The 22,816-nt window shown below is 69.1% G+C and carries 24 protein-coding genes; 14 read left to right on the plus strand and 10 right to left on the minus strand.

The features are described 5' to 3' along the window. Positions 1-16 precede the first annotated feature (16 nt). The 6 genes from RALTA_RS22050 (at position 17) to gabD (ending at position 5,915) form a co-directional block, all read left to right on the plus strand. On the plus strand, positions 17-928 hold the full coding sequence (locus RALTA_RS22050) for a TauD/TfdA dioxygenase family protein (RefSeq protein WP_012356151.1): 912 nt from the start codon (positions 17-19) through the stop codon (positions 926-928). A 29-nt stretch (positions 929-957) separates the two neighbouring features. After that, positions 958-2,379, plus strand: a complete 1,422-nt coding sequence (locus RALTA_RS22055) for an aldehyde dehydrogenase family protein (RefSeq protein ID WP_012356152.1) — start codon at positions 958-960, stop codon at positions 2,377-2,379. A 191-nt stretch (positions 2,380-2,570) separates the two neighbouring features. After that, complete coding sequence (locus RALTA_RS22060) at positions 2,571-3,779, plus strand: AI-2E family transporter (RefSeq protein WP_012356153.1); 1,209 nt, start codon at positions 2,571-2,573, stop codon at positions 3,777-3,779. Between the two features lie 107 nt (positions 3,780-3,886). Further along, entirely contained in the window at positions 3,887-4,102 is a 216-nt protein-coding gene (locus RALTA_RS22065) for a hypothetical protein (protein WP_012356154.1), read from the plus strand. Between the two features lie 80 nt (positions 4,103-4,182). Next, positions 4,183-4,395: a DUF3079 domain-containing protein gene (locus RALTA_RS29195; protein WP_012356155.1), complete on the plus strand. Its 213-nt coding sequence runs from the start codon at positions 4,183-4,185 to the stop codon at positions 4,393-4,395. Between the two features lie 71 nt (positions 4,396-4,466). After that, positions 4,467-5,915: an NADP-dependent succinate-semialdehyde dehydrogenase gene (gene gabD, locus RALTA_RS22070; protein ID WP_025585053.1), complete on the plus strand. Its 1,449-nt coding sequence runs from the start codon at positions 4,467-4,469 to the stop codon at positions 5,913-5,915. Between the two features lie 11 nt (positions 5,916-5,926). Here the strand turns inward: gabD and RALTA_RS22075 are convergent, their stop codons facing one another. From RALTA_RS22075 to RALTA_RS22085, 3 genes are all read right to left on the minus strand, one after another. Further along, positions 5,927-6,727, minus strand: a complete 801-nt coding sequence (locus RALTA_RS22075; protein ID WP_232347892.1) for a hypothetical protein — start codon at positions 6,725-6,727, stop codon at positions 5,927-5,929. Between the two features lie 72 nt (positions 6,728-6,799). Further along, complete coding sequence (gene flhD / locus RALTA_RS22080; protein ID WP_012356158.1) at positions 6,800-7,153, minus strand: flagellar transcriptional regulator FlhD; 354 nt, start codon at positions 7,151-7,153, stop codon at positions 6,800-6,802. A 1-nt stretch (position 7,154) separates the two neighbouring features. Beyond that, entirely contained in the window at positions 7,155-7,820 is a 666-nt protein-coding gene (locus RALTA_RS22085) for a helix-turn-helix domain-containing protein (RefSeq protein WP_240991195.1), read from the minus strand. Between the two features lie 401 nt (positions 7,821-8,221). Between RALTA_RS22085 and RALTA_RS22090 the strand changes: the two genes are divergently transcribed. After that, positions 8,222-10,210 (plus strand): PAS domain-containing hybrid sensor histidine kinase/response regulator, encoded by a 1,989-nt coding sequence (locus RALTA_RS22090; RefSeq protein WP_041232557.1) that lies wholly within the window; start codon positions 8,222-8,224, stop codon positions 10,208-10,210. A gap of 113 nt (positions 10,211-10,323) precedes the next feature. Next, positions 10,324-11,304, plus strand: coding sequence for a tripartite tricarboxylate transporter substrate binding protein (locus RALTA_RS22095; protein WP_012356161.1), 981 nt, complete (start codon positions 10,324-10,326; stop codon positions 11,302-11,304). A gap of 20 nt (positions 11,305-11,324) precedes the next feature. Here RALTA_RS22095 and RALTA_RS22100 read toward each other — a convergent pair whose 3' ends face one another. Both RALTA_RS22100 and RALTA_RS22105 read right to left on the minus strand, forming a co-directional pair. Continuing rightward, complete coding sequence (locus RALTA_RS22100) at positions 11,325-12,155, minus strand: IclR family transcriptional regulator (protein WP_012356162.1); 831 nt, start codon at positions 12,153-12,155, stop codon at positions 11,325-11,327. After that, positions 12,152-12,979 carry an IclR family transcriptional regulator gene (locus RALTA_RS22105; RefSeq protein WP_012356163.1) on the minus strand — a complete coding sequence of 276 codons (828 nt, stop codon included), beginning with the start codon at positions 12,977-12,979 and terminating at the stop codon, positions 12,152-12,154. Before RALTA_RS22105 ends, RALTA_RS22100 begins: the two co-directional genes overlap by 4 nt. 318 nt (positions 12,980-13,297) lie before the next feature. Here RALTA_RS22105 and RALTA_RS22110 point away from each other — a divergent pair, with 318 nt between their 5' ends. The 4 genes from RALTA_RS22110 to RALTA_RS22125 all read left to right on the plus strand — a co-directional run bounded on the left by RALTA_RS22110 (position 13,298) and on the right by RALTA_RS22125 (position 17,832). Then, on the plus strand, positions 13,298-14,257 hold the full coding sequence (locus RALTA_RS22110) for an MBL fold metallo-hydrolase (RefSeq protein ID WP_012356164.1): 960 nt from the start codon (positions 13,298-13,300) through the stop codon (positions 14,255-14,257). Between the two features lie 60 nt (positions 14,258-14,317). Further along, on the plus strand, positions 14,318-16,060 hold the full coding sequence (locus RALTA_RS22115; RefSeq protein WP_012356165.1) for an FAD-dependent oxidoreductase: 1,743 nt from the start codon (positions 14,318-14,320) through the stop codon (positions 16,058-16,060). 36 nt (positions 16,061-16,096) lie between these two features. Continuing rightward, positions 16,097-16,321 carry a DUF2783 domain-containing protein gene (locus RALTA_RS22120; RefSeq protein WP_012356166.1) on the plus strand — a complete coding sequence of 75 codons (225 nt, stop codon included), beginning with the start codon at positions 16,097-16,099 and terminating at the stop codon, positions 16,319-16,321. A gap of 152 nt (positions 16,322-16,473) precedes the next feature. Further along, entirely contained in the window at positions 16,474-17,832 is a 1,359-nt protein-coding gene (locus tag RALTA_RS22125; RefSeq protein WP_012356167.1) for an MFS transporter, read from the plus strand. 54 nt (positions 17,833-17,886) lie between these two features. On the opposite strand, the gene RALTA_RS22130 is transcribed toward RALTA_RS22125, so the two are convergent. Next, entirely contained in the window at positions 17,887-18,195 is a 309-nt protein-coding gene (locus RALTA_RS22130) for a hypothetical protein (RefSeq protein ID WP_012356168.1), read from the minus strand. Between the two features lie 175 nt (positions 18,196-18,370). Here RALTA_RS22130 and RALTA_RS22135 point away from each other — a divergent pair, with 175 nt between their 5' ends. Both RALTA_RS22135 and RALTA_RS22140 read left to right on the plus strand, forming a co-directional pair. Continuing rightward, positions 18,371-18,592, plus strand: coding sequence for a DUF2188 domain-containing protein (locus tag RALTA_RS22135; RefSeq protein ID WP_012356169.1), 222 nt, complete (start codon positions 18,371-18,373; stop codon positions 18,590-18,592). 59 nt (positions 18,593-18,651) lie between these two features. After that, the gene (locus RALTA_RS22140; protein ID WP_012356170.1) at positions 18,652-20,025 is read left to right on the plus strand and encodes an erythromycin esterase family protein; all 1,374 of its coding nucleotides are present in this window, start codon (positions 18,652-18,654) and stop codon (positions 20,023-20,025) included. A gap of 163 nt (positions 20,026-20,188) precedes the next feature. Here the strand turns inward: RALTA_RS22140 and RALTA_RS22145 are convergent, their stop codons facing one another. The 4 genes from RALTA_RS22145 to RALTA_RS22160 all read right to left on the minus strand — a co-directional run bounded on the left by RALTA_RS22145 (position 20,189) and on the right by RALTA_RS22160 (position 22,684). Continuing rightward, entirely contained in the window at positions 20,189-20,506 is a 318-nt protein-coding gene (locus RALTA_RS22145) for a hypothetical protein (protein ID WP_012356171.1), read from the minus strand. Positions 20,507-20,595: 89 nt separating this feature from the next. Continuing rightward, positions 20,596-20,865, minus strand: a complete 270-nt coding sequence (locus RALTA_RS22150) for a BON domain-containing protein (RefSeq protein ID WP_041232558.1) — start codon at positions 20,863-20,865, stop codon at positions 20,596-20,598. Between the two features lie 25 nt (positions 20,866-20,890). Then, positions 20,891-21,445 carry a BON domain-containing protein gene (locus RALTA_RS22155; RefSeq protein WP_041232559.1) on the minus strand — a complete coding sequence of 185 codons (555 nt, stop codon included), beginning with the start codon at positions 21,443-21,445 and terminating at the stop codon, positions 20,891-20,893. Between the two features lie 75 nt (positions 21,446-21,520). Then, positions 21,521-22,684, minus strand: coding sequence for a flavodoxin family protein (locus RALTA_RS22160; protein WP_081479510.1), 1,164 nt, complete (start codon positions 22,682-22,684; stop codon positions 21,521-21,523). Between the last annotated feature and the right edge of the window lie 132 nt (positions 22,685-22,816).

Genomic DNA, 22,816 nt, shown 5'->3' on the forward strand with positions numbered 1-22,816 from the left:
ACCAAAGGAGACAACCATGCAAGCCACCGCACCCGCCAGCATCAGCCCGCAAATCTACCGGGAGCTGGAGCAGGAACCCTTTCCCTTCACCGTGCGCCGCTGCACGCCGACCATCGGCGCCGAAGTCGAGGGCATCGATTTCCGCGAGGCGTTCGACCACGACACCTATCTCTCGCTGCGCCGCGCGCTGCTGAAGTACAAGGTCCTGTTTTTCCGCAAGCAGGCCATCACGCCGGCGCAGCACGTCGCCGTGGCGCGGCGCTTCGGCGAGCTGGAAGTCCACCCCATGTTCACCAACCATCCGGAGCACCCGGAACTGGTCGTGTTCGGACGCAATGACAAGACCCGCGGCCGTGAGAACCTGTACCACTCCGATGTGTCCTGGCGCGAGATCCCGTCGATGGGTTCGATGCTGCGCTGCCTGGAATGCCCGGAGGTGGGCGGCGACACCATCTGGATCAACATGGCCGCGGCCTACGAGAACCTGCCGCAGGAGATGAAAGACCGCATCGCCAGCCTGAAGGCCGTGCACGACGCCATGCCGGCGTTCGGCGCCGCCCTGAGCGAAGAGAAGTACGCTGAGATGCGCGCCAAGTATCCGCCCATGGTGCATCCGGTGGTACGCACCCATCCCGAAACCGGCGAGAAGATCCTGTTCGTCAACGAGGCTTTCACCACGCACTTCGCCAACTTCGCCAAGGAACAGCCGTATCGCTTCGGCTCCGACTTCCGGCCGGCGGAACTGGACCTGATGCAGTACCTGTACCGCCAGGCCGCCGCCCCCGAGTACCAGGTGCGGCTGCGCTGGCAGCCCGACACGATCGCACTGTGGGACAACCGCTCCACCCAGCATTACGCCGTGCAGGACTACTTCCCCGCGGTGCGCCACATGAACCGCGCCACCATCATCGGCGACCGTCCGTTCTGACCGCACGACAATCCATCGAGGCAACCGGCATGCATATCGTCGACAGGTTCTATATCCACGGCAAATGGGTGCAGCCCGTGGAGGGCGCCACCCAGGCCGACATCATCGACCCGGCTACCGAAGGGGTGGCGGGCAGGCTCGCCATGGGCGCCGCCGCGGACGTGGACCGCGCCGTGTCCGCGGCACGCGAGGCCTTCCCGGCGTGGTCGGTGTCCACCCGCGAAACCCGGATCGCGCTGCTCGAGCGCATCATCGCCGCCTACCAGGCGCGCGTGGCCGACCTGGCACAGGCGGTGCGCCAGGAAATCGGCGCGCCGATCACGCTGGCCACCAACCTCCAGGCCGCCATCGGCCTGGCGCAGCTGCAGGCCACGCTGCAGGCCCTGCGCGACTTCGCCTTCGAAAGCCCGCGCGGCAAGAGCCAGGTGCTGCGCGAGGCCATCGGCGTGGCCGCGCTGATCACGCCGTGGAACTGGCCGCTGAACCAGATCGCGGCCAAGGTCGCGCCGGCGCTCGCGGCAGGCTGCACCGTGGTGCTCAAGCCGTCGGAGATCGCGCCGCTGGACGCGCAGATCTTTGCGGAGATCATGGATGCCGCCGGCACGCCGCCGGGCGTGTTCAACATGATCTTTGGCGAGGGCCGCGTGGTCGGCAGCGCCCTGTCGTCGCATCGCGATGTCGACATGGTGTCGATCACCGGCTCGACCCGCGCCGGCGTGGAAGTGGCCATCAGCGCCGCCCCGACGGTCAAGCGCGTGGCGCAGGAACTGGGCGGCAAGTCGCCGCTGATCGTGCTGGACGACGCCGACCTGCAGGCCGTCGTGACCAGCGGGGTGGCGCAGTGCATGGTCAATTCCGGCCAGACCTGCGTGGCGCCCACGCGCGTGCTGGTGCCGCGCGCCCGCTACGAGGAAGCGGTGCAGGTTGCCGCCGCGGCGGCCAATGCGGTGAAGGTGGGCGATCCGTCGGACCCCGAAACCAGGATGGGCCCGATTTCCAACCGCGGCCAGTATGACAAGGTGCAGCGCCTGATCGGCGTCGGCATCGAGGAAGGCGCGCGCCTGGCCGCCGGCGGCGCTGGCCGCCCTGACGGCCTGGCGCGCGGCTTCTATGCCCGCCCCACCGTTTTTGCCGATGTGCGCAACGACATGACCATCGCCCGCGAGGAGATCTTCGGTCCGGTGCTGTGCCTGTTGCCGTATGACAGCGAAGACGATGCCGTGGCGATCGCCAACGACACCGACTTCGGCCTGGCCGCCTATATCGCATCGTCGGATCCGGCGCGTGCGCGCAGGCTGGCTGCGCGGCTGCGCGCCGGCAACGTGCGCATCAACGGCGCGATGATGGATATCACCGCGCCGTTCGGCGGCTACAAGACATCCGGCAACGGCCGCGAGTACGGCCCCGAAGGCATCGCCGAGTTCCTTGAAACCAAGACCGTGACAGGCTGAGGCGGCTCCGGCCCGGCCACGCACCGCCCGGCTGCCAGCCCCTGGCGGCCGGGCGGTGTCCTTTGCACGGCGCATGCGGCGGCACTGCCCGCACTTGTCTGACACGGGCAGGCGGCGGCGTCCGACAGCCAACGCCTGCAGGCACGCTATCTTCGAGGGTAGCGCCAGGCCTTTTGCCGAAGCGCCCGGCTATGTCGACCGTTCCCGATCCCACCGCCCCGGGGCTGCCTCCAGCGCAGCCCGTCCCGCAACTCGCAGACGATGGCCGCCCCGCGGGCGCCAGCGCCGAGCCGTCCGCGCCCGCGCTGCTGACCGATGCCGCCGTCGCCGGCGCGCTGCATCGCGCCAGCACCGCGCTGATGGTGCTGGCGGTGCTGTTCTCGCTGTACGCCATGCACGTGGCGCGCGATTTCCTGGTGCCGGTGGTGATCGCGGTGGTGATGGCCTATCTGCTCGACCCGCTGGTGTGCGCGCTGCAGCGGCTGGGGCTGGCGCGCTCGCTGGCCAGCACCATCGTGCTGCTGGCGCTGCTGAGCGCCCTGCTCAGCGGCGCCTACCTGCTGCAGGGCCAGGTCGAATCGATGGTGAACAGCCTGCCGGAAATGGCCAGCAAACTGTCGCGTTCGCTGGGCGCGCTGCTCAGCGGCGACGACTCGATGTGGCAGAAGATACGCCGCGCCGCCACGGTGCTCAGCGGCACCGGCCAGCCGCCGCCGGCGCGCGGCACCCAGGTGGTGGTGGAGCAGTCGTCGGGCCACATCAACAACATGCTGCTGGCCGGCTCGGTCAGCGTTTTCACCATGGCCGCGCAGGCGGTGGTGGTGGTGTTCCTGCTGTATTTCCTGATGCTGGCGGGCGACACCTTCAAGCGCAAGTTCATCAAGATGGTCGGCACCACCATCTCGGAGAAGAAGATCAGCGTGCACATGCTGGACGAGGTCAACCTCTCCATCCGCCGCTATATGGGAATGCTGGTGGTGACCAACGCCGGCCTCGGCGTCTGCACCTGGGTGCTGCTGAAATGGCTTGGCGTCGACAACGCCGGCAGCTGGTCGATCGCGGCGGCGGCGCTGCACCTGGTGCCATATTTCGGCGCCCTGGCCATCGCGCTATGCCTGGGCATGGTGACATTCATGCAATTCGGCACGCTTGGCATGGCCGCCGCGGCCGCCGGCGGTTCGCTGCTGATCGCCACCCTGATCGGGTCCGTCATCACCACGTGGATGACCGGCCGCATGGCGCGGATGAATGCCGTGGCGGTGTTCGTCGCGCTGCTGTTGTTCACCTGGCTATGGGGCGTCTGGGGCATGTTGCTCGCGATTCCCCTGATCACCATCGCCAAGGTGGTTGCAGATCACATCGAAGGCATGGAAGTGGTGGCCGAGTTCCTTGGCGAGTAGCGTGCGTTCGCGCACCTGTCGCCGCGGACCTGCGCCGCTATACTGAAACAGCGAATGCTGCACCACAGCAATATCGGGCGCAGCGGTTCGCGCGGAGGAAAACCACCATGTCTCTATGCGACCTGTGCGAGTCGCAACTGGACCGCCCCGGCCACGTGCCGCCACATCCGCGACTCGCGATATCGGCGACGCTGCGCACCGCCAGCGGCCAGAATGCGTTCGTGTACCGCTGTGGCCACTGCGGCGAGACCCTGCTGCTGGCGTCCGACGACGGCGACGCGGCCGACCGCTGGACGCGCCTGGACGCTGAAGGCTGGCGCTGACCCCGGCGCTACAGCGCTGCTGATGCCGCCTTGACCCTGCGCAAGACCGAATACCGGGGGCGTCCACATAATGGCCCATCATGGCCAAGAAATTTCCCCTCTACCCCAGCCATCCCGAGCGCATTTGCTGGGGCTGCGACAAGTACTGTCCCGTCGATGCCATGCGCTGCGGCAACGGCTCCAGCCGCACCCAGCATCCCGTCGAACTGCTTGGCGACGACTGGCTCGAGTGCGGCGACTGGGGCATCGAGGCGCCGCCCGCCAGGACGCCTTCCGGGACCACCCCCAGATAGCAGGATTACAATCGTTGTCTCCGCCTTGACGACAAGACCCGGCGCCAATGCCGGCATACACCGAGACAACCATGCTGAACCTCCAGGATTCCTCGCTGCTGCGGCAGCAGTGCTTGATCGACGGCCGCTGGATCGATGGCGAGCGCAACATCGACGTGACCAACCCCGCCACCGGCGAGCGCGTCGGCCAGGTGCCGCAACTGGGTGCCGCGGAAACCCGCCAGGCCATCGAGGCCGCCAACCGCGCCCTGCCGGCGTGGCGCGCGCGCACCGCCAAGGACCGCTCGGCGCTGCTGCGCAAATGGTTCGAACTGATCCTGGCGAACCAGGAAGACCTGGCCCGCATCATGACGGCGGAGCAAGGCAAGCCGATCACCGAGGCGCGCGGCGAGATCGCCTACGCGGCCTCGTTCATCGAGTGGTTTGCCGAGGAAGGCAAGCGGGTCTATGGCGATACCATTCCCGCCCCGGTCAGCAACCAGCGCATCGTCGTGACCAAGGAACCGGTCGGGGTCTGCGCCGCGATCACGCCGTGGAATTTCCCCGCCGCCATGATCACGCGCAAGGCTGGCCCGGCGCTGGCGGTAGGCTGCACCATGGTGCTCAAACCCGCCTCGCAGACGCCACTGACGGCGCTGGCGCTGGTGGCCCTGGCCGAGCGCGCCGGTATTCCGGCCGGCGTGCTGTCGGTGGTGACCGGGTCGGCCAGCGCGATCGGCGGCGAGATGAGCAGCAATCCGCTGGTACGCAAGCTGACCTTCACCGGCTCGACCGAAGTCGGGCGCGTGCTGATGGCGCAGACCGCCGCCACCATCAAGAAGGTGTCGATGGAACTGGGCGGCAATGCGCCCTTTATCGTGTTCGACGATGCCGACCTCGACGCCGCCGTGGAAGGCGCGATCGTCTCAAAGTACCGCAACGCCGGGCAGACCTGCGTCTGCGCCAACCGCATCTACGTGCAGTCCGGCGTGTATGAGGCGTTTGCGCAGAAGCTGGTGGCCGCGGTGGCGGCGCTGAAGGTGGGTAACGGCATGGAGGACGGCGTGCGCATCGGCCCGCTGATCGACGACAAGGCCGTGGCCAAGGTGGAGGAGCATATCGCCGATGCCCTCGGCAAGGGTGCCCGCCTGCTGCAGGGCGGCCAGCGCCACGCGCTCGGCCATTCCTTCTTCCAGCCGACCGTGCTGGCGGATGTCGCGCCCGGCATGCTGGTCGCGCGCGAGGAAACCTTCGGCCCGCTGGCGCCACTGTTCCGCTTCGATACCGAGGACGACGTGGTCGCCATGGCCAACGACACCGAGTTCGGCCTGGCCAGCTACTTCTATGCGCGCGACCTGGGCCGGGTCTGGCGCGTATCGGAACGGCTGGAGTACGGCATGGTCGGCGTCAACACGGGCCTGATCTCGAACGAGGTGGCGCCCTTCGGCGGCGTCAAGCAATCGGGCGTGGGCCGCGAGGGCTCGCATTACGGCATCGACGACTACCTGGTCATCAAGTACACCTGCATGGCCGGCATCTGACCTGGCTTGCCTCAGTCCGCCGTAGTGGCCGCGTGCCGGGGGACGGGACGCGGGTCGGGCCAGGACGGGGCCAGCCGGCAACTGTCCCGAAAGCGCGCGATCTGGTCGTGCACCTGCCGCATCTGTTCGATCTGGTAGCTCGCCCGCTCGCGGCTGTAGCGCGTGCCGAACTCATACAGTGCCCCGTCGGCGGCACGCGACAGCCCTTCAAGCGCTTGCGCCAGCGCGCGTCCCTCGACGCTGCGGTGCCGCCGCAGGCGCCAGGACAGCGCCTCGCAGCCCTGCTCCAGCAGGGTCTGCTGCAGGTAGCCGAGCCGCTCGGCAAGGCCGCGGGCGTCATGCAGCACCGACAGCCAGGCGCATACGACAGCCAGCCGCTGGTGCATCTCGCCGCCGGACAGCAACTCACACGCGCAGGCGCTCCACGCCTGCGCCTCGGGCACGTGGTCTGGTCCGCTGCATTCGCGCGCATAGACCGCCAGCGGCAGCACCGACACCGCCAGTCCGGGCGGCAGCACGCTGGTGAAGCGGCAGGCGATGGCCTGCTGCAAGGTGCGGTCGAGGGCGCAGCACGCCCGCGTGTCGGCGTCGACATAGAAGTCGAGCGCCGGCTGCCGGCCGTCGCCCACGGAAACCACCGCCCGCACCGGCGGATGCCCCGCCATGGCCAGCGTTTCCAGGCCGGCTTCGATGCAACGCTGCTCGGCGGCCTCGGCGCCGAGAGCCTGGACGATGTCCTGCATCTGCAGCGTGCCGGCGATTTCGGTGCGGTCGACCTCGGTCAGCCACCCGCCGCGGTGATCCGCGGCCATGGTTATCCGCTTCAGATCGATATGCGTCGTCGCATTGCCCGTCATATATCCTCCGATTTCAGAAGTCATGTCTCAATCCCGCCGCGATGCCATCACGATGGCGGCATGCATGCCTTGCAAGGCGCGCGGCGGTCCGGCCCCGGTCAGCGAGGCCACCAGCAGGCTGTCGTCCAGCCGGAAGCGGTACAGCACCAGGCTGGAACGTGCCAGCGCGACGACCTGCGGCGGCGTCAGCGAGGCCAGCAGGCGGCCCACCTCGCGGCCGAGGCCGAGCCGGAACAGCGCCTCGGCCTCGTTTTCGCGCATCAGCCGCTGTACCAGCAGCAGGTAGGACAGGTTCAGCGCCTCGATCTGCCGAAGGCTGTCCGGGTCCGCCTCCTGGTGCGTGTCCGGGGCACCTGCTCCGGCTGGGGTGGGCTGTTCCATCTCAGTCTTCCGCTTGCGCGGATTCGCCGCGCGAGCGGGGCAATCGTGGCACGGGCGCGTGGGCGAGAATCATCGGGCGCGCGGCGATGGCGCGCAGCGCAGCCTTGTCGACCAGCGTGATGGTGCGGTGCCGAACCGTGATCCATCCGCTTTCCGCGAGCCGCGAGAACTGCCGGCTGACCGTTTCCAGCGTCAGGCCGATATAGCTGCCGATTTCTTCGCGGCTCATGCGCAGGACAAAGGCGGACGACGAAAAGCCGCGCAGCGCGAAGCCGTCCGCGAGCCACAGCAGGAAGGTCACCAGCCGCTCTTCGGCAGTCATCAGCGCCAGCATGGTCTGTACCGCCCGCGCGCGCTGCAGCTGGCCGTCCAGCGCCAGCAGCAGTTGCCTGCCGAGCGGCGCGGGCATGGCCGGGCCGAGGTACGGCGTGTCCACGGTGAACAGGCACAGCTTGGTATCTTCGAGCGCGGTGGCATACGACGCATAGTGCGGGCGCACCAGGCTGTCCAGTCCGACCATGTCGCCGGGAAAGTGGAAGGCAACCACCTGTGTGCGCCCGTCTTCGGTGGTGACATGGGTCTTGATGGTGCCGACGCGAATGGCATAGACCGAAGTCACCGGGTCCCCCAGCAGGTACAGGAATTCGCCCTTGCGCAGGCGGACCATGCGTTGCGCCGGTCTGGCGCCTGCCGCGCCCTGTCCTGCTCCCTGTCCCGCCCGGCCGGCTGCGCGCTCCGGGCAGGCACCTGCCATCTGGCAGCACATGCTGCACGGCATGGCTTCGCGCTGCGACTGGCGATCATCGGGCGGTGTCATCGGCGCAGGAGGAGGTAGACCTGAAAAACCACATGCGCCCATTCTATGGAGCCACCCTGCCCAGACAATCCGTACATTCTGATTCCCGGCACGGAAGCGTCTGACGCTTCGGTCCGCCGCCCCGCACGAGGGCGCCCACGCTGCATCTGGCGTTCCGTATGGGTGCCAGCCAGGCGCAAGCAGGCGTATCCTTACCTCACGATCAGGACCGGACGCGCCGTCACATGCCGGCATGCCGCCCAACCCATTCCATGACAAGACGCCCCGACGACCCGCAGCTCCGTGCCGGAAACGCCAACAGCCCCCAGGGCCGCGCCTCCGAAGCCGGCAGCGCGGACGACCGCCACGCCGCGGATACGCCCTACCGGACGCTGGTGGAGTCCGTCCAGGATTACGCCATCTTCACCCTGGACGTGGGCGGCCATGTCTCCAGCTGGAACAAGGGCGCGGCCCGCATCAAGGGCTACCGGCGCGAAGAAATCCTGGGCAAGCATTTTTCACATTTCTATACGCCCGACGCCGTGGCCCGGCGCTGGCCAGACGCGGAGCTGAAGGCGGCCGCCGAACTGGGCCGCTTCGAGGACGAAGGCTGGCGCGTACGCAAGGACGGCAGCCGCTTCTGGGCCAACGTCGTCATCACCGCCTTGCGCGACGCGGACGGCAAGCTGATCGGCTTCGGCAAGGTTACGCGGGACCTGACCGAGCAGCGCCGCGCCGCCGAGGCGCTGCGCCAGAGCGAAGAATCGCTGCGCCTGCTGGTGGAAGGCGTCAAGGACTATGCGATCTTCATGCTCGATCCCGGCGGCCATGTCGTCAGCTGGAATGCGGGCGCGTCCTATATCAAGGGCTATCGCCGCGACGAAATCATCGGCCGTCATTTTTCGCTGTTCTATCCGCAGGAAGATGTCGCCGCGGGCAAGCCGGCCCGGCACCTGGACCTGGCCCGGCGCGCCGGGCGCATCGAGGACGAGGGCTGGCGCGTGCGCAAGGACGGTTCGCTGTTCTGGGCCAACGTCACGCTGACCGCCGTCTACGACGATTCACGCGCGCTGCGCGGCTTTGCCAAGGTGACGCGCGACATGAGCGAGCGCCGCCGCCGCGAGGAGCTGGAACGCTCCAGCCAGCGCCTGAACGAGTTCCTCGCCACGCTTTCGCATGAACTGCGCAATCCGCTGGCGCCGGTGCGCAGCGCGTTGACCGCCATGCGGCTGGCGCCCGGCGATGGCGCGCTGGCCAACCAGAGCCTGGCGCTGATCGAGCGCCAGGTGACGCACCTGAGCCGGCTCGTCGACGACCTGCTCGATATCGGGCGCATCACCTCCGGCCGGATCGAGCTGCGCACCGGTCCGGTCGAACTTGACGAGATCCTCGCGCTGGCGATCGAGGGCGCGCGCCCGGCGCTCGATGCCAAGTCGCAGCGCGTCGACGTACAGGGCGCGCCCGCGGCGATCCGCATGGATGCCGACAAGACGCGGCTGGTGCAGGTGATGCAGAACCTGGTGCTCAATGCGTCGAAGTTCTCGCCGCCCGGCACGGTCGTGACGATAGCCGCCGCGGTGCAGAACCGTACCCTGGAGATCCGCGTGTCCGACCAGGGCCGGGGCATCTCGCCGCATGCGCTCGATGACATCTTCCAGCTGTTCGTGCAGGAAAGCCGGCCGGGCACGGATGTGCAAGGCGGGCTGGGCATCGGCCTGTCGCTGTGCCGCTCGCTGGTGGAGTTGCACGGCGGCACCATCGCGGCCACCAGTGCCGGGCCGGGGCTGGGCAGCACCTTTACGGTACGCCTGCCGCTGCCTGCCGCGCGCCGGTCCGACGACCCGCACGGCGCCGGCCCGCCGGCGAGCGGCCAGGCCGCGGCGGACCTGCAGGCGCAGCGCATCCTGCTGGTCGACGACAATCGCGACGCCGCCGACAGCCTGGCGATGCTGCTCGAAATGTGCGGCCACGAGGTGACCATCGCCTACGACGGCGCCGAGGCCCTGCACGTGGCGTCGCGCTGCCGTCCGCATATCGCGCTGATCGACCTGGCCATGCCGGGCATGGACGGCTTCGAGGTGGTACGCGCCATGCGCGAGGTAGCGGGCACCGAAGCCACCCGGTTTGTCGCACTGACCGGCTTCGGGCAGCCGGCGGACCGGGAGCATACCGAGGCGGCCGGCTTTGATGCGCACCTGGTCAAGCCGGTGGAGCTTGAAACCCTGTTCGGCACCATCGCGCGGCTGGGGCAGCCCGACTGACGGGCCGGCATCCGGCGCCGAACCCGACCTTCGTCAATCCCAAACCCGCACGCGCCGCCACTGCGACACACTGACGCCCGTTCCATCGCAACAGACACAGAAAGGAGACAGCGATGCAGGGTTGGATCAGGCGTGCGGCCACGGGGCTGCTGTTTGCATGCGCGGCCACCGCCGCCGGCACCGCGCTGGCGGACTACCCCGACAAGCCGGTGCGGCTGGTGGTGCCGTTCCCGCCGGGGGGCGCCACAGATCTGCTGGCGCGCGAGATCGGCAATGCGCTGTCGGCGCGGCTGCACCAGCCGGTGGTGATCGACAACCGCCCCGGCGCCGGCGGCAACCTGGCGGCGATTGCCGTGGCGCGCGCGCCGGCCGACGGCTATACACTGCTGTTCGGCACCTTCGGCTCGCTGGCGGTGAACAAGAGCCTCTACGACAAGCCCGGCTACGACCCGCTCAAGGACTTCGCACCGGTGGCGTCGGTGGCCTACCTGCCCAACGTGCTGGTGGTGCATCCCAGCGTGCCGGCGCGCACCGTGCCGGAACTGCTGGCGCTGGCGCGCAAGGAACCGGGCAAGCTGACCTACGGCTCGTTCGGCAACGGCTCGTCGTCGCACCTGGCGGGCGAGCTGTTCACGCACCTGGCCGGTGTCGATATCACGCACATTCCGTACAAGGGCAGCGCGGCGTCGATGACCGACCTGATCGGCGGGCGCATCACCATGATGTTTGACAGCGTTTCCACGGCACTGCCGTATATCCGCGACAAACGCGTGCGGGCGCTGGCAGTGACCACGCAGAAGCCGTCCGAACAGCTGCCCGGCGTGCCCACGCTGGCCGCCGCCGGCGTGCCCGGCTACGAACTGACCGCCTGGTTTGGCGTGGCGGCCCCGGCGGGCACGCCCAGGGCCGTGATCGACCGCCTCAACGGCGAGATCGTCGACGCGCTGAAGCAGCCGGACCTGGCCGCCAGGCTGGCCAGCCAGGGCACGGTGCCGTTCCCCACGACGCCGGCGCAGTTCGGCAGCTATATCCGCGCGCAATACGAGAAGTGGGACAGCCTGATCAAATCCGCCGAGATCAAGCTGGACAACTGACTGTCCGGCCTCAGACGGCCTCAGGCGGCGCCCGGCGCGCCAAAGCGCCACGACAGCCGCGCCGCCGCCTGCCGCACCAGCGCGGCGGTGGCGCCTTCGGTGCCGCTGTCGAAGCTGCCGCTGGAACCCATCACCGCGATCACCAGCGCCAGGCTGCCGGTGTGGTCGAACACCGGCGCGGCCAGGGTGTCGATGCCCGGCACCGGGTGGCTCAGCGCATTGTCGATGCGCGCCGCGCGCACCTGTGCCAGCCGCCCCGCGTAGGCCGGCGCCAGCTTGCCGCCCGGTCCTAGCACCTGGTCGGCGGCGGCACCTGCCATGCGCAGCGCATCGTTCTGCAGCAGTCCCGCCAGCACGTTGGCCGGCAGGTGCGCGGCGACGGTGCGGCCGATGGCGGTATGGACCAGCGACAGCACCGTGCCCACGCGCAGGCTGACATGCTGCGGCCGCGCCGATTCCTCCAGCCGCACCACGGTGGGCCCCAGCGGGCCCAGCACCGCCATCGCCACGCTCAATCCCGTGGTCCCGGCCAGCTCGATCACCTCCGGTTCGGCCTCGCGCGTCGGCGACAAGCGCTGCAGCGCGATCAGCCCCAGCTCCAGCGCCAGCGGTCCGCACAGGTAGTTGCCGGCGGCATCACGCGCCAGCAGTCCGGTCTTCTGCAGGCTCACCAGGTGCGGAAATGCCTTGGCCGCCGGCATGCCCGCGGCCAGCGCCAGGTCGCGCAGCGGCAGCGGCCGCCCCGCGGCCACCAGCGCGCCGAGCAGCTGGCCGGTGCTGTCGAGCGACTGGATGCCGCGCTGCGGCTTGCCGCCCTCGAGTTCCTGCGGGGATTCGTTCGCGCCGCTCATGCCTGTTCACCGTTCGCTTCGCACAAGGCCGCGCCGATCTCCGCGCCCGCATCCATCAAGGCCCGCGCCGCCGTGCCGTGCCAGTCGACATCGATGGCGCCGGTCGATCCCACCAGCGTCAGCACCAGCCGCAGCGCGCCGGCGCCGTCGAGCACCGGCACGCTGAGGCTGCTGACGGCCGGGCTGGGGGCATCGATGCTGCGCTCGATGCCGCGCGCGCGGATCTGCGCCAGCCTGGCGCGGAACGCCGCGAGGTCCGCCGCGCTGGCATCCGGTTGCTGCGCGTGCCACAACGGCTGCCACTGCGCCGGTGGCTGGAAGGCGCAGAACACGCGGCCGGTGGCGGTGGCCGCCAGCGCCATTACCGTGCCCACGTGCAGGTTGACGTGCAGCGGCGCGCTCGCCGGCACATAGCGCACGATGGTCGGTCCCTGCGGCCCTGCCAGGCTGATTGCCACGCTGCAGCCCAGCGCCTGCGACAGCGCGTCGGCGCGCGGCAGCGCGGCGCGCCAGGCTGCGTCCTGCTCCAGGTGCAGCAGGCCCAGGCGCAGCGACAGCGGACCCGGCTCGTAGCGGCCGGACAGGTGGTCGCGCTTGATCAGCCCCAGCCGTGCCAGGCTGACCAGATAGGCGTGCGCCTGGGCCGGCGCGAGCTGCGCGGCGTCGGCCAGCGCCGCCAGCGGCATCGGCACGCGCGCCGCGGCCAGCGCGGCGAGCAGGCGCGCACCGACCTCCACGCTCTGGATGCCTCGCTGCGCCTTGTCGGCACGCGCCGCCGGCTCGCCCGCCGGCGTTACCGTTGCCCCTGCCCTGGGTCTGGCCATTCGCGTCCTGTGTCATTCGGAAAAACCGGATATTAATCGAACGCCTCCCCGATCCCGTCGCGCACGGGTTTACCCCGACCTCGACAAGGCAGTCGTTCGCTCGCTTAATTATTTGTCATAGACGAATCATTTAGCTATTGATTAATTTCTCGACCTTTCCTAAGATGGCATTACCCCGTCGCCACGCGGCCGTGTTCCAGGCCGTGCGACAACCGGAAATCCATACGAACGGGGGCGAGACAGCCAGCGCCATGCCGCTTGCATCACCATGCATTCGGTGCCGTGCCGTCTTCCCCTTCCACAAAAGGAAAAGACGCCATGTCCAAGGCATTCGCATCGCAGGCCGACCTGGAAGCCAAGCAGATCACCTTCACCCAGCTGTCCGAGAACGCCTGGGCCTATACCGCCGAGGGCGATCCCAACTCCGGCGTGGTCATCGGCGACGACGGCGTGCTGATCGTCGACACCACCGCCACGCCGGCCATGGCGCAGGACCTGATCGCGCGCATCCGCACCGTCACCGACAAGCCGCTCAAGTACGTGGTGCTGTCGCACTACCACGCCGTGCGCGTGCTGGGCGCCTCGGCCTACTTTGCCGAGGGCGCGCAGCAGATCATCGCCAGCCGCGGCACCTACGAGATGATCGTCGAGCGCGGCGAGGCCGACATGAAGTCGGAGATCGAACGCTTCCCGCGCCTGTTCGCCGGCGTCGAAACCGTGCCGGGCCTGACCTGGCCGACGCTGGTGTTCGAAAAGGAAATCACCCTGTTCCTGGGCAAGCTGGAAGTGCGCATCGCCCACCTGGGCTCGGGCCATACCAAGGGCGACACGGTGGTCTGGCTGCCGCAGCAGAAGGTGCTGTTCTCCGGCGACCTGGTCGAGTACGACGCCGCCTGCTACTGCGGCGACGCGCAACTGGCCGAATGGCCCGCCACGCTGGACGCGCTGGAGGCGCTGAACCCCGAAAAGCTGGTGCCGGGCCGCGGCCCCGCGCTGACCACGCCCGATGAAGTGAAGAAGGGCATCGCCTACACCAAGGACTTCGTCACCACGCTGTTCCAGTCCGGCCAGGAAGCGGTGGCCGAAAAGCTCGACCTGAAGGCCGCGATGGCGCATACGCGCCGCGCCATGGACCCGAAGTTCGGCCACGTTTTCATCTATGAGCACTGCCTGCCCTTCGATGTCTCGCGGGCCTACGACGAGGCCAGCGGCATCCGGCATCCGCGCATCTGGACCGCGCAGCGCGACAAGGACATGTGGGCCGCGCTGCAGGACTGACGCCGGCACGGCCAGACAGCCATCGCGCCAACAAGCCATTGAAGTGGAGGAGACGAAAACATGAGCAGCATCGACTACCAGCGGCTGTCGTTCGCATACCAGCCCTGCGCGGACCAGCAGCGCGCCGGGCCATCCGCTGACGCCGCGCCCGCGACGGTGCATCCGGTGGTCGTGGTCGGGGCCGGCCCGGTCGGGCTGGCCACCGCCATCGACCTGGCACAACGGGGCGTGCGCGTGGTGCTGGTGGATGACGATTGCACCCTGTCGACGGGTTCGCGCGCCATCTGCTTTTCCAAGCGCACGCTGGACATCTTCGACCGCCTGGGCTGCGGCGAGCGCATGGTGGACAAGGGCGTGCGCTGGCACGTCGGCAGGGTGTTCCTGCGCGACGAGCAGGTCTACAGCTTCGACCTGCTGCCCGAGAGCGGCCACCGCCGCCCCGCCTTCATCAACCTGCAGCAGTACTACCTCGAAGGCTACCTGCTGGAGCGCGCGCAGGCGCTGCCCAATATCGAGATCCGCTGGCACAACAAGGTGGTCGGCGTGGAAACCCGCGGCGGCGCCGACGCCGGCGTGGTGCTGACCGTCGAGACGCCCGATGGATGCTACCCGCTGCGCGCGCGCTATGTGGTCGCCGCCGACGGCTCGCGCAGCCCGATGCGCAAGCTGCTGGGCCTGGACAGCAAGGGCCGCACCTTCCGCGACCGCTTCCTGATTGCCGACGTCCGCATGGAGGCCGATTTCCCGGCCGAGCGCTGGTTCTGGTTCGACCCGCCGTTCCATCCCAACCAGTCCGTGCTGCTGCATCGGCAGCCCGACAATGTCTGGCGCATCGACTTCCAGCTGGGCTGGGATGCCGACCCGGTGCTGGAGAAAAGCCCGGAGCGCGTGATCCCGCGGGTGCAGGCGCTGTTGGGCAAGGACGCGAAGTTCGAGCTGGAATGGGTCAGCGTCTATACCTTCTCCTGCCAGCGCATGGACAGCTTCCGCCACGGCAATATCCTGTTCGCCGGCGATGCGGCGCATGGGGTCTCGCCGTTCGGCGCGCGCGGTGCCAACAGCGGCGTCCAGGACGCCGAGAACCTGGCGTGGAAGCTGGCCTACGTGCTGCAGGGCCATGCCTGCGACCGGCTGCTCGACACCTACGCCAGCGAGCGCGAATTCGCCGCCGACGAGAACATCCGCAACTCCACCCGCTCGACCGATTTCATCACGCCCAAGAGCGCCGCCAGCCGCGTGTTCCGCGACGCGGTGCTGGCGCTGTCCAGGCGCCATGCGTTCGCGCGCGCCCTGGTCAACAGCGGCAGGCTGTCGGTGCCGGCGGTGCTGCACGATTCGCCGCTGAACACCGAAGACGCCGCGCCGGATTGTGCCGGCAGCCTGGTGCCCGGCGCGGTCTGCTGCGATGCGCCGGTGTCCGGCGTGGGCGGCGCGGGCTGGCTGCTGTCCTACCTCGGCGGCGATTTCACGCTGCTGGTGTTCGGCAATCCCGAGGCTATCGATGCCGGCACGCTGGCCGACCTGGCCGCACTGAAGCAGGCCGGCACGCCGCTGCAGGTGGTCTATGTCACCGACGCCGCGCAGCCGCCCATGACCTGCAGCCACGCCACCGTGCTGCGCGACGACGAAGGCCTGGCGGCCCTGCGCTACGGCGCCGCGCCCGGCACCTGCTACCTGGTCCGTCCCGACCAGCACGTCTGCGCGCGCTGGCACCGTCCCGACCCGGCCGCGATCCGCGCCGCGCTGGCGCGCGCCACCGGCGCCGACCTGCAAGCGCCGCAGCCGGGCCGCATGGCCGCCTGATCCCCCGGGCGCCAGCCCTGCCACACAGAGATAGCCATGCCCAATCTGCTCAACACCCAGCCCAACCTGGCGCGGCCCGACGACTTCTACGAAGCGCTGATCGACATGCACCGTGACCTCGACGAGACCCAGAGCCAGGCCGCCAACGCGCAGCTGATCCTGCTGCTGGCCAACCATATCGGCGACCACGACGTGCTGCTGGCGGCAATGTCCGAAACACGCGCCGGCGTCGTTGCCAGCCCGGAGTCGACGCCGGCCTGACCCGATAGCGCGGCGCACGCGCGGCCAGTCGGCGCCGGCGCCTCGCGCGATTCTTCCCGACATCGCGGGCCAACGCGCACCAGACGCGGCCCGCTGGCGGCATCCGCCCGGCTGCCGGCCGCCGCAGCCACCACCGCACGGAGACAACATCGATGAGCCATCCGGTCTCAGGGGAGCTTTCGTCCCTATCCAGCCTGGCGCCTGGCGCCCTGGCACCCGCAACACTGGCCGCGCGCGACGAGGACGCGCTTTACCGCAAGGTCTGGCTGCGCATCATTCCCTTCCTGTTCGTCTGCTACGTGGTGTCGTTCCTGGACCGCATCAACATCGGCTTTGCGCAGCTGCAAATGAAGCAGGACCTGGGCTTCAGCGACGCCATGTACGGCCTTGGGGCCGCCGTGTTCTACGTCGGCTACGTGCTGTGCGAGGTGCCGAGCAACATGCTGCTGGCGCGCTTCGGCGCGCGTCGCACCTTCACCCGCATCATGGTGCTGTGGGGCACCGTGTCGGTGGCGATGATGGCCGTGTCCACGCCCGCGCAGTTCTACGCGCTGCGCTTCCTGCTGGGCGTGTTCGAGGCCGGCTTCTTCCCCGGCATCGTGCTGTACCTGACCTACTGGTTTCCCGCCCGCCGGCGTGCCGCGGTGATGGCGATCTTCTTTGCCGGCGTCGCGGTGGCCGGCGTGCTGGGCGGACTGGTGTCCGGCTGGATCATGCGCGACATGGCAGGCGTGCTGGGGCTGCAGGGCTGGAAGTGGATGTTCGCGATCGAAGGCGCGCCGGCGGTGCTGCTGGGCCTCGCGGCCGCGCGCCTGCTGGTCGACGGGCCGCAGCAGGCCGGCTGGCTGAGCGAGCGCGAACGCGCCCACCTGTTGCGCGACACCGCCGCGCAGGCCCACGCCGGCGGCCATTCGCTGCACGCGCTGCGACAGGTGCTGCGCAACCCGCGCGTGTACCTGTTCGCCTTTATCTATTTCTCGCTGACCTGCGGCTCGCTGGCACTGAGCTTCTGGATGCCGCTCATGATCCGCGATTTCGGCGTGACCGACGTGATGTCGGTCAGCCTGTATTCGGTGGTGCCCAACGCAGTCGGCGCGGTCGGCCTGATCTTGATCGCGCGCCACTCGGACCGCACCGGCGAGCGCCATCGCCACTTCCTGCTGTGCACCACGGGCGGCGCGCTGGCGCTGGCGGCGCTGACCTTGCCGCTGCCGGGACTGGCCGCAATGCTCGCCATCCTGTCGGTGGCGGCGGTGCTGATCTTCGCCGCCCTGCCGGTGTTCTGGGCGCTGCCGCCGGGCTACCTCCCCGGGGCCAGCGCTGCCGCCGGGATCGCCTTCATCAGCAGCATCGGCATCACCAGCGGCATTGTCAGCCCATGGGTGATCGGGCAGATCAAGACACGCACCGGCAGTCTCGACCATGCGCTCTACCTGCTGGCGGCACTGCTGCTGGCAAGCGGCCTGGCGATGTGGCTGGGCGTGCCAAAGCAGCCCGCGCGGCCGGCTTGAGGCTGGCCTCGGGATCTTCAATACGGAATGGACCGCACCCGCCGGGTGCGGCGTTCAGTGGGATCGGCTGCAGGGAATCACAGAGGCGATTTCCTCCCGCATCACCTCGACCACATCGTCGATCTCCAGCCCTTCGGCGGTGACCAGCACGTCCTGTCCGCGGCTGATCGCATAGACCACGCCGCGCCAGCGCCCCGGCTCCACCGCCTCGCACAGGCGGACATTGAATTCGGTGTCCTGATCCTGGCTATATACCGTCACCAGGTCGCCCACCTGGGGAGTGCGCACCGCTTCGCCGTCGAACGCCCGGGCCACCACGGTTACCGGCGACTGCGTCAGCCCCCTGGCAAATCTTGCACGCATGGTCCGCTCCTCTGATTGCGATCCAAGTCCAGCTTACAAGAGGCCGGACAAATAACCAGGGATTTCCGTCGCAAAGTGGAACCGGAAGCGCTTGGCGCCTGTCAGACGCCGCCGGATAGACAGCGGGCGCAGATCGACCACAATATAAAAATACCGAAATCCGAGGAGATGCGACATGGGCAGCAACATACACGTCGTTCCGCACGACGAAGGATGGGACGTCATCCACGAGGGCGCACGCTACGCCGAATCGCACCATGCCACGCAGGAAGAGGCGGTTGCCGCCGGCACCTCGCAGGCACAACGCGAGCACGTCGAGCTGCTGATCCATGGCCGCGACGGCCAGATCCGCTCGCGCAACAGCTTTGGCCACGATCCCCGCGCCGTTCACGGCTGACCCGCGCTCGCGGCCGCGACGCTGAGGATGCCGGCACGCTGCCGGCAGCCCGCGCGACCATGCCACAACCTCCGGGCGAATCGCACGCCGTGGCCGCCATCGCGGCTGCCACCGTGCCGTGGCCCGCTGTCGACCACGCGGCCGAGAACCCCTTTACCGGCGCTTTTGCCAACGCCGCGGCGGCGCTGGCTGATCGGCTCGGCTGCCACCGCGTGGTGCTGCTGGGCGAGAGCACGCACGGCACCGCCGAGTTCTATCATGCCCGCGCTGCGCTGACGGCGCACCTGGTGGCCCGGCACGGCTTCCGCATCATTGCGGTGGAGGCGGACTGGCCGGACGCCGCGGCAGTCGACCGGCACGTGCGCGGCCGCCCGGCGCAGCCCGCCGAATCCCCTGGCGCCGCGTTCACCCGCTTTCCGGTCTGGATGTGGCGCAACCTGGAAGTGGCGCGCTTTATCCGCTGGCTGCATGCGCACAATGCCGCGCAGTCCCCTTCCCTGCGCGCCGGCTTTTTCGGTCTCGACATCTACAGCCTGGGCGCCTCGATGGCGGCGGTGCTGGCCTACCTGGAGGGTGTCGATCCCCGCGCCGCGCAAGCCGCCCGCGAACGCTATGCCTGCCTGGAACCATGGCGCCGCGACCCGGCGCGCTACGGCCGTGCGGTGCTGCACGGCACCCACGCGGATTGCGAGGACGCGGTGGTGGCGCAGCTGCAGGCCCTGCTCGACAAGCGCCTGGCGTATGCGCGCGCCGGCCACGAGGACTTCCTGGATGCCGCGCAGAACGCGCGCCTGGTGGCCTCGGCCGAACGCTACTACCGCATCATGTACCACGGCAGCGAAGACAGCTGGAACCTGCGCGACACGCATATGTTCGAAACCCTCGCGCAGTTGCTGCACGCTCATGGGCCGGAGTCGCGCGCCGTGGTCTGGGCGCACAACTCGCATATCGGGGATGCCGCGCAGACCGAGATGGGCATCAGCCAGGGCCAGCTGAACATCGGCCAGCTATGCCGCGAAACCTTCGGCGACGCCGCCGCGCTGGTCGGCTTCAGCACCTACGACGGCACTGTTGCGGCGGCTACGTCCTGGGACGGGCCCATGGAAATCAAGCGGGTCCGGCCGGCGCGGCCGGACAGCTACGAGCACTTGTTCCACGCCGCCGGCCACGCGCAGGGCTGGACCGATCTGCGTGGCGACGGCAGTCACAGCCCGGTGCAGGCCGAGCTGCGCGAACTGCTGATGCCGGCGCGGCAGGAACGCTTTATCGGCGTGATCTACCGCCCCGAGACCGAACTGCAGAGCCACTACGCGCGTGCCATCCTGCCGCGGCAGTTCGACGTGCTGGCGTGGTTCGACCGCAGCAGCGCCGTCCCGGCGCTGCCGGACGCGCCGGCACCGGGCGCGCCAGAGACCTGGCCTTCGGGTCTCTGAGACGCTGGCGGGCCTAATCGCGTTCAGTTAGGGCATCAAACACTACTGTCATTCCCGCGCAGGCGGGAATCCAGCGTCTTTTGAAGTCACTGGGTTCCCGCCTGCGCGGGAACGACAGGGGTTAACTGAACTGCATCCCGCTTGCCGGGCCGCTTTGCATCCATTATTTGCGGCTCTTGGGTGCCTTCGGTTCCGAGGCCGGATAGTCATATCGCTGCGGCGATTGCGGCCCCTCGTTCACGGCGGGGCTGGCCGGCGTGGCCGGAGTGGCCGGCGTGGCGCGGGTACCCGCTCCGCCCGGCGTCGCGGGAGTGGCCGGCGTAGCCGGCGTGGCGCGGCGCGTGTCGCCCTGGCCCGGCATGACATCCGAGGCCGACGTGCCCGGCGCGCGCGTGTCGGCGCCAGGACGCGTGGTGGTGGTCTGGGCCCACGCGGGCACGCTGAGCAGCGCGGCCAGCGCAAAGATCGCAGTGTGTCTCATGCCAGTCTCCTTCCTCGTGAGCGGCCAGCGGCGCGTGCGGCAGCGGCCGGAACTGGCTCCGTTGCGAAAGCCATGCCAGCGCCGGCATCTCACCCGCCGGGGCGGTCGGGCGCGACCGCGATGTGATTGACCACGGCGCGCACGCCGGTACTCGCGCGCACGCAGGCCTCCACCGCGTCGCGGTCGGCGGCGCTGCCGATCGCGCCGCGCAGCGTGATGCGGCCCTGCGCCACGTCCAGCGCGATCTCGCTGACGTCAAGGCCGGTCTCCCACAGGCGCGCGCAAAGCGCTGCCTGCAAGGCGGTGTCGGCCGCGCCCGCGGCGTTGCCGCGCGGATTGTCCTGTGGGGAATCGGGCATGGGCAAAAGTCTCCGCGCCGCGGCTTCAGTACATGCGCATGCCGTGACCGGGATGGGCCGCCGAGGCGGCCGGCCTGGCCACGCGCAAATGGTTGACGAGGTCCCTGACACCGAAGACCTCGTCGGCGATATCCTCGATGCGGTACTTCTGGTGGCGATCGGGCACGCTGCCTTCCAGCGTCACCACGCCCTGCTCGACCCGTACCTCGACCTCATTCAGGTCCAGCCGGCCGCTGCGCGTCAGCTGCTCGCACAGGTCTTCCAGGATGCGCTCATCGCTGCGCTGGTAATTGCGCGGCCCCACAGGCCGCCGGTGCTCCGTCCCGCCGCGGTAAAGGTCCATGCGCTCGTTGTAGCCGGTGAACTGGCGGTAGGGATCGGCCATGCCCCGCGGCTGCGAAGCACGGGTATCGTGCGGCCGCCATTCCCCGGCACCGGGCCCGACACCGGATTCGCCGGGATCGACGGGCTGGTCATAGTCGTACACGCCATAGGCGCCCACGTAGTGGCTGCGCATATCGGCTTCGGGCACTGCGCTTTCGTGCCATGGGCGGCCGCGCCAGTTGTCTCTGCGATCCATCGTTGCCTCCGTAGTTGCCTCCGCATTTGCCTGCATGCGTTCCGCCGCAACGGCCAGCGGGCTTGCCGTTTGGCGCTACTTCTGTCGTGGCGGCACCAGGCCGTCGTCCGCCGTGCGCAACTGGCCATGGCGCAGCTGCCCGACCGCGCGGGCCAGCGCGCGCGCGACATTGTCGACTTCGCCCTGCACGCCGGTATCGCGGTCCAGCGCGACATGGCTGGTGGCATAGGGCTCGTAGTAGCCGATATACCGGTCCAGCCGCGCCTGCGCGCCGGCATCGATCAGCCCCATCCAGTCCAGCCAGTCCGACAGCGCGCGGCGCACGCCTTCGATGCCGGCGACGTCGCCATGCACCACCAGCCCGTAGGCGCGCCCCGACAGGTGCTTGGGATAGTCCCAGCCCGACAGCTCGATGGCCTTGGCCCGGGTCACGTCCTTGCCGCGCGTGGAAGTCGGGTCCGGGTTGCCGCCATCGGCGCAGACCAGCCGGTCCATCATCAGCTTGAGCGGGCTGCTGGCCTGGTACCAGTACACCGGCGTGACGATCAGCACGCCGTGGCAGGCCGCCCAGCGCGGGTAGATCTCGTTCATCCAGTCATTGACCTGGCCCAGCGCATGGTTGGGATAGCAGCTGCACGGCCAGTGGCACAGCGGCATGGCGGTCGATACGCAGCCCTTGCATGGGTGGATATGCAGGTGCGCGTCGGACGTCAGGTGGCTCAGGTCGAGCAGGTCGACCTCGATGCCATGCGCTTCCAGCTGCTCGCGCGCGCGCCCGGCCAGGCGCCAGGATTTCGACATCTCGCCCGGGCAGGTGTAGTCGTTGCGCGAGGCCGCGCAGATCAGCAGCACGCGCGACCGCGTAGCCGGGTCGGCCTGGCGCTGCTGGGCCACGCGCACGGCCTCGCTGGCGGCGCGCCATTCGTCTGACAGGTCATAGTCCGGGTCGGCATAGCCCGCGCCCGCCTTGTGCGTGAGCGGCGCCTTGCGGCTTTGCGCATACGCGTCCCACGCTATGCGCTCGAGGCGGTCCAGCGCTTCGTCCTCTTGCCGGTAGGCCGGATCGGTAAAGCGCGCCAGAAAGCGCTGGCGAAAGACCTCTCGCGGCAGCGGGCTGGTGACCTGGCCCTTGCGCACATCCTCCGGGTCGCCGGCGTAGCGCGGCGCGCGTGGCGCATCGGGCGCGGGACGGGCGCTGGGCATGGGCGGCCTGGGTGGCTTCGGCGGCTGCTCGGGCATGGCGGTCTCCGTACGGTTCGTTGCGCACCGGACATGCAAGATGAGCGCCACCGACGCGCAAGGTGTGCGCCGCGCGCGTCGCGCAGCTTTTACAGGCGCGGTCCGCCGCTGCATGTACATTTTTCCCCGCAT

This window comes from Cupriavidus taiwanensis LMG 19424 (assembly GCF_000069785.1).
GTDB classification, from domain to species: Bacteria; Pseudomonadota; Gammaproteobacteria; order Burkholderiales; family Burkholderiaceae; genus Cupriavidus; species Cupriavidus taiwanensis.

What these genes read in the sequence shown, in the direction of transcription:
- RALTA_RS22050 (WP_012356151.1), top strand. Translation starts at nt 17, where the DNA reads ATGCAAGCCACCGCACCCGCCAGCATCAGCCCGCAAATCTACCGGGAG.
- RALTA_RS22055 (WP_012356152.1), top strand. Translation starts at nt 958, where the DNA reads ATGCATATCGTCGACAGGTTCTATATCCACGGCAAATGGGTGCAGCCC.
- RALTA_RS22060 (WP_012356153.1), top strand. Translation starts at nt 2,571, where the DNA reads ATGTCGACCGTTCCCGATCCCACCGCCCCGGGGCTGCCTCCAGCGCAG.
- RALTA_RS22065 (WP_012356154.1), top strand. Translation starts at nt 3,887, where the DNA reads ATGTCTCTATGCGACCTGTGCGAGTCGCAACTGGACCGCCCCGGCCAC.
- RALTA_RS29195 (WP_012356155.1), top strand. Translation starts at nt 4,183, where the DNA reads ATGGCCAAGAAATTTCCCCTCTACCCCAGCCATCCCGAGCGCATTTGC.
- gabD (WP_025585053.1), top strand. Translation starts at nt 4,467, where the DNA reads ATGCTGAACCTCCAGGATTCCTCGCTGCTGCGGCAGCAGTGCTTGATC.
- RALTA_RS22075 (WP_232347892.1), bottom strand. Translation starts at nt 6,727, where the DNA reads ATGGCCGCGGATCACCGCGGCGGGTGGCTGACCGAGGTCGACCGCACC.
- flhD (WP_012356158.1), bottom strand. Translation starts at nt 7,153, where the DNA reads ATGGAACAGCCCACCCCAGCCGGAGCAGGTGCCCCGGACACGCACCAG.
- RALTA_RS22085 (WP_240991195.1), bottom strand. Translation starts at nt 7,820, where the DNA reads ATGGTCCGCCTGCGCAAGGGCGAATTCCTGTACCTGCTGGGGGACCCG.
- RALTA_RS22090 (WP_041232557.1), top strand. Translation starts at nt 8,222, where the DNA reads ATGACAAGACGCCCCGACGACCCGCAGCTCCGTGCCGGAAACGCCAAC.
- RALTA_RS22095 (WP_012356161.1), top strand. Translation starts at nt 10,324, where the DNA reads ATGCAGGGTTGGATCAGGCGTGCGGCCACGGGGCTGCTGTTTGCATGC.
- RALTA_RS22100 (WP_012356162.1), bottom strand. Translation starts at nt 12,155, where the DNA reads ATGAGCGGCGCGAACGAATCCCCGCAGGAACTCGAGGGCGGCAAGCCG.
- RALTA_RS22105 (WP_012356163.1), bottom strand. Translation starts at nt 12,979, where the DNA reads ATGGCCAGACCCAGGGCAGGGGCAACGGTAACGCCGGCGGGCGAGCCG.
- RALTA_RS22110 (WP_012356164.1), top strand. Translation starts at nt 13,298, where the DNA reads ATGTCCAAGGCATTCGCATCGCAGGCCGACCTGGAAGCCAAGCAGATC.
- RALTA_RS22115 (WP_012356165.1), top strand. Translation starts at nt 14,318, where the DNA reads ATGAGCAGCATCGACTACCAGCGGCTGTCGTTCGCATACCAGCCCTGC.
- RALTA_RS22120 (WP_012356166.1), top strand. Translation starts at nt 16,097, where the DNA reads ATGCCCAATCTGCTCAACACCCAGCCCAACCTGGCGCGGCCCGACGAC.
- RALTA_RS22125 (WP_012356167.1), top strand. Translation starts at nt 16,474, where the DNA reads ATGAGCCATCCGGTCTCAGGGGAGCTTTCGTCCCTATCCAGCCTGGCG.
- RALTA_RS22130 (WP_012356168.1), bottom strand. Translation starts at nt 18,195, where the DNA reads ATGCGTGCAAGATTTGCCAGGGGGCTGACGCAGTCGCCGGTAACCGTG.
- RALTA_RS22135 (WP_012356169.1), top strand. Translation starts at nt 18,371, where the DNA reads ATGGGCAGCAACATACACGTCGTTCCGCACGACGAAGGATGGGACGTC.
- RALTA_RS22140 (WP_012356170.1), top strand. Translation starts at nt 18,652, where the DNA reads ATGCCACAACCTCCGGGCGAATCGCACGCCGTGGCCGCCATCGCGGCT.
- RALTA_RS22145 (WP_012356171.1), bottom strand. Translation starts at nt 20,506, where the DNA reads ATGAGACACACTGCGATCTTTGCGCTGGCCGCGCTGCTCAGCGTGCCC.
- RALTA_RS22150 (WP_041232558.1), bottom strand. Translation starts at nt 20,865, where the DNA reads ATGCCCGATTCCCCACAGGACAATCCGCGCGGCAACGCCGCGGGCGCG.
- RALTA_RS22155 (WP_041232559.1), bottom strand. Translation starts at nt 21,445, where the DNA reads ATGGATCGCAGAGACAACTGGCGCGGCCGCCCATGGCACGAAAGCGCA.
- RALTA_RS22160 (WP_081479510.1), bottom strand. Translation starts at nt 22,684, where the DNA reads ATGCCCGAGCAGCCGCCGAAGCCACCCAGGCCGCCCATGCCCAGCGCC.